This window comes from Phormidium sp. CCY1219 (assembly GCF_055795085.1).
In genome coordinates this window covers 1-4319 of sequence record NZ_JAYFEQ010000581.1, presented here as the reverse complement: position 1 = coordinate 4319, position 4319 = coordinate 1, and the positions used below count along the sequence as shown (strand labels likewise).

Sequence of the window (4319 nt, the reverse complement as noted above, 5' to 3'; positions counted from 1 at the left end):
CTTTCACATGACACACTTCATGGGGTGGGCTTTCACCACCATCGACACTCAGTTGTCAAGGTTCTTCCCAGTTTTCCTTTGGATTGTAAAGATTTTGTAGAGAATTGTGAAATTCTCTTGAACTTTAGTTTTCCGAGGTTTTTGGTTGACTTTTTTTGTATCGGTTTATACCGTTTTGTTTGGCCAACCGTCAGACTTACTGTCCTGTAGGGAGTTTCAGCCTTTAGGGGCTGTGTTCCTTGCCCCGCTTACGTTTCGGGCATTTGCCCTTTACTTTTGCGGGAACGAATCGCACTCCGATAATAGATTCTAACATCATCTTGACGAAGATCGTCATCAAAGGGGTCATCCCACGCGGAAACCTAGACCAGGCAAGTATTTCAACCATTTATTTAAAAAAATCCAAGTTGAGATGCCGATCTTGGACAGTCCTCAGTTACAACGGCATTACTCTGGGAATATAGCGTGAGGAACCCCAAAAGTTACAGCCTTGAGAGGCATCACTCAATCCATAACTATTCAAAAGGAGAGAAAGCTCGTGAACCCCAGTGCAATTGCTTTTCTGGCCAACTTGCTAGTTTTTACCCTAAAAAAACTCGCATTAATCGTTCGCTACTTTATGGACGGAACGGATTTGGAAATGTATGCATCCCTTGCTTTGACGGTGTTTATTTTACTGGCAATTGCTGGGTTTTCCCTGGCCTATTTCGATGGAAAAGTTAATTTTCACGACCCTGACCTGGACGCTGAATTGTGACCTAAAGTGATGGGCGATCGAGCAATGCCAGTACCAACAGAGTCATCTGCATTCACTTTGCATATACTGCGTCAGTTTCAATCGGATAATTGTTGTCCCATTTCGATTCTCACTCTCCCTACCACGCCGATTGTCGCTCGTCACTGAAATCAGCTATAAACCCTCCAATTGCAGATAATCACCCTGTTAAACTACAGGCATTGCTACTCGTCTTTTCTTAATCGAACTGTACCAAAACTTTACGGTCAATACCGCATCAGGAGAAATACTATGTCTCATCTTCCTATCAACTTTCTGCAACACTTAAAAACCGAGCCAGGATGGAAATACCTACCCCTCGATCGCATCTCCCAGGCGCAGCAACTTCAAAGCCAAAAAGAAAGTTGGTCTTGTGGTCCTCATTCCGGTTATCGCGCCCTGATTCTTAACGGAGATGAAAAAAAAGGGTCAAACAATGGGTTGGCTGATTTCATACGTACCTGTCCCAAATCAGTGGGTTCTCCCCAGACTAACCGGGGTAAAAAGATAATGACTGCTGCCAACTTTTTAACCCGAGGAATATCCACTGTTGCCATGAAAGGGCTAGATAGCATCGGTGGAAATGTAGGCCCAACGCCGGGTAAACTCGCCAGCCATATCAACCCAAAAAGCCGCTCTAGCGTTAAAAAATACCATTGTTCGAGTTGGCAGCAAGTTTGGCCACAAATTCAGCGCGATATTGACCGCAACTCCCCCTGCATTATTTTGTTGGAATTCAGTTGGAGAGAACTGCACTATATTAATCTGGTGGGTTACAACTCGAAAACCCAGAAAGTGGCAATTCTGGATACAAACAACAGTGTTGAGGTTTGGACCGTTGACTACTTTAAATATGTCGCCCGCATCAAGACGATATATTGTGGGGAGCCTGGGTATCAGATTATTCGATTTTATTGAGAAGCTGTAGGGTGGGCATTGCCTACTGGCTTCCATATCTCTCTAGAGTTGTAGGGTGGGCATTGCCTACGGGCTTCTACTTCACTCTCTCGCGGTAGGCAGCAATGCCCACCCTACTCTACTTCTTGGATTATCCATCTTAACTCGATCTCCAAATCTTGCAATGTTTCGCCTGCATATTTCTGCCGAAGATCGGCACTGTGCGACTTGCAGGGATGATTGGAACGTTGAAAGCCCGTCTGGGTTTAGCTTTCACCGGATGAGCAAAAAAATTTTTTGGACTTAGCGGATCTTCGACACCAGGGGCAATGGAGGCAGCTACAGTAAAAGTGGCCGCGATCGAGAAGCGGGGATGTCTCTCATTATTGAGCAGTACAAAAACCTCGCTATATCATTCCTAGTCCAAAGGAGACAAGATAATGGATCGAAACCAAATTGTTCCAAAGAAAACTAAAGATGAGTTACGAAAAATATTGGAAAACTTTCTAGAAAATGACGTCCAAAAAAAAATCCTGCAACTTTTGAAGGTTGAAGGGGGTGAATTAAACGAAGCTACACGGGAATTACTTACCTATAGCTTGACAGCTTATGCATCCGACATCGTAGGCCAGGTAATTGTAGGTATAGCCATAGAGGGACTACAGGTTTGGAAAGAAATTGAAATCAATCGTGAAAAAGAGAAAACCAATCGTGAATTAGAGACAGAAAAAATTATTGCTTGGCGGAAATTGCTAGAGTATGCAAGGGAAAATGACGATGAGGAACTATTTGAGCGGGCCTGTCAAGAATTAAAGCTGAAGTAAGAATAGAAGCTTGACAGAGCGTGACGAATAAAGCACAGTAGTAAGGTGGGCAATGCCCACCCTCCTCCTTATTCTAAATCCCCTGGATCGCAGCACAACAATAACGGGTGGGCAACGAGTTGCCCACCCTATCGGTATGGCGGAGCTTTTTTACCGGCAACTCAGCAAAAATCGCTCCCGTCAGAGATTAAAATAAAGTGGAGGTTTAGCAAAACACAGGACGAATGACGATACGATCGCTCGGTTTAATGAGCGGCACCTCGGTGGATGGAATTGATGCGGCGATCGCCGACATCACTGGGACAGAATGTGACTTACAGGTAGAGCTAATCGATGCCGCCACCTATCCCTACCCCGAGGCACTGCGAAAGCAAATTTTAGCCGTTTGTGCGGGTGAAGCGATCTCAATGGCACAATTCGCGGAACTCGACGAGGCGATCGCCCGGGAATTTGCCCAAGCTGCCTTAACCCTACTGGGCGATCGCCGAAAAGCCGACTTGATTGGTTCTCACGGTCAAACCGTCTATCATCGACCCCCCACCGCCGATGCCCCCTTAGGCTACAGCTTGCAACTCGGTCGCGGTGCGGCGATCGCCCGATTAACCGGCATCCCCACCGTCAGTAACTTTCGGGCAGCAGATATTGCCGCCGGCGGACAAGGGGCACCCCTGGTTCCCAAAGTGGACTTTTGTTTGCTCACTCATCCACAGCAAACGCGATGCGTGCAAAATATCGGCGGGATTGGCAATGTTACCTACTTACCCCCGCGCCACCCCCAAGGCGGATCCGACGGGGAAAAAATTCCCACCCCAGCATCAGCGATCGCCGCCACACAATTGCCCCGGGCGTGGGATACCGGTCCGGGGAATGCCCTTCTGGATCTAGCCGTCCAACATCTTAGCCAGGGTCAGCTTGCCTACGATGCGGATGGTGCTTGGGCGTCCACCGGCAAACCTTGCGAAGCTTTAGTGCAGCAGTGGCTCTCCCACCCATTTTTCCAGGAACCGCCCCCGAAGTCTACGGGACGTGAATTGTTTGGCAAAGCCTATTTGCAGCAGTGTCTGGCTGATGCGGAAGCTTTGCAGCTCACGGATGCGGATATCCTGGCCACGATCGCGGAACTGACGGTGGCAGCGATCGCGCGCAGTTACCGGGATTTTTTGCCTCAGCCCCCGGATGAAGTGCTGTTGTGTGGCGGTGGGAGTCGCAACGGTTATTTGCGGCGGCGGTTGCAATTGCGGTTGTCGGAGAGTTTTGCCGCGCCAGTGGCGGTGTTAACCACCTCAGCGGTGGGGTTGAATGCCGATTTTAAAGAAGCGATCGCCTTTGCAGTGTTGGCCTATTGGCGTTATCAGGGAATTCCGGGCAATCTTCCCCACTGTACCGGTGCGAAAGTGCCCATGCTGTTGGGGGAAATTCACCGATGGATGGGGTAAGCGTTTAGGCGTTACCTGCGGCAATTTTTCGATGGCGATCGCCCATAAAATCTCCTACTCGGTGGGGTATTATAATGAAAAACTGTGCGATTCGTTCCCGCAAAAGTGAAAAGTAAACGCCGGAAGCGTAAGCGGGGCAAGGAATACAGCCCCAAGGCTGGAACCCCAGAGGACAGTAAGTCCGATGAATGGCCGAAACAAAACGGTGTAAACCGATACAAAAACAGCCCATCGAAAACCTCGGAAAACTGAAGGCTAAGAGACTTCATAACTCTTTACAAAGTCTTTACAATCCGAAGGAAAACTGGGAAAGAACCTTGACAACTGAATGTCGATGGTGGTGAAAGCCCACCCCATGAAGTGTGTCATGTGAAAGCACCTCCCCCA

4 protein-coding genes are annotated in these 4319 nt (G+C 48.3%); all 4 read left to right on the top strand.

All coding sequences use genetic code 11. From position 1 onward, the window contains the following. Positions 1-538 precede the first annotated feature (538 nt). Positions 539-757, top strand: a complete 219-nt coding sequence (locus AC0QH1_RS16285) for a hypothetical protein (protein ID WP_324632263.1) — start codon at positions 539-541, stop codon at positions 755-757. Positions 758-1027: 270 nt separating this feature from the next. Then, positions 1028-1693, top strand: a complete 666-nt coding sequence (locus AC0QH1_RS16280) for a hypothetical protein (RefSeq protein WP_324632262.1) — start codon at positions 1028-1030, stop codon at positions 1691-1693. 419 nt (positions 1694-2112) lie between these two features. Then, the gene (locus AC0QH1_RS16275) at positions 2113-2496 is read left to right on the top strand and encodes a hypothetical protein (protein WP_324632261.1); all 384 of its coding nucleotides are present in this window, start codon (positions 2113-2115) and stop codon (positions 2494-2496) included. A 224-nt stretch (positions 2497-2720) separates the two neighbouring features. Then, a complete protein-coding gene (locus AC0QH1_RS16270) occupies positions 2721-3932 on the top strand; it encodes an anhydro-N-acetylmuramic acid kinase (protein ID WP_324632260.1) in 1212 nt (403 codons plus the stop codon). The last annotated feature ends 387 nt before the right edge of the window (positions 3933-4319 follow it).

Bases quoted from the DNA above. Each gene is read 5' to 3' on its own strand.
- AC0QH1_RS16280 (WP_324632262.1), top strand. From the start codon at position 1,028: ATGTCTCATCTTCCTATCAACTTTCTGCAACACTTAAAAACCGAGCCA.
- AC0QH1_RS16275 (WP_324632261.1), top strand. From the start codon at position 2,113: ATGGATCGAAACCAAATTGTTCCAAAGAAAACTAAAGATGAGTTACGA.
- AC0QH1_RS16270 (WP_324632260.1), top strand. From the start codon at position 2,721: ATGACGATACGATCGCTCGGTTTAATGAGCGGCACCTCGGTGGATGGA.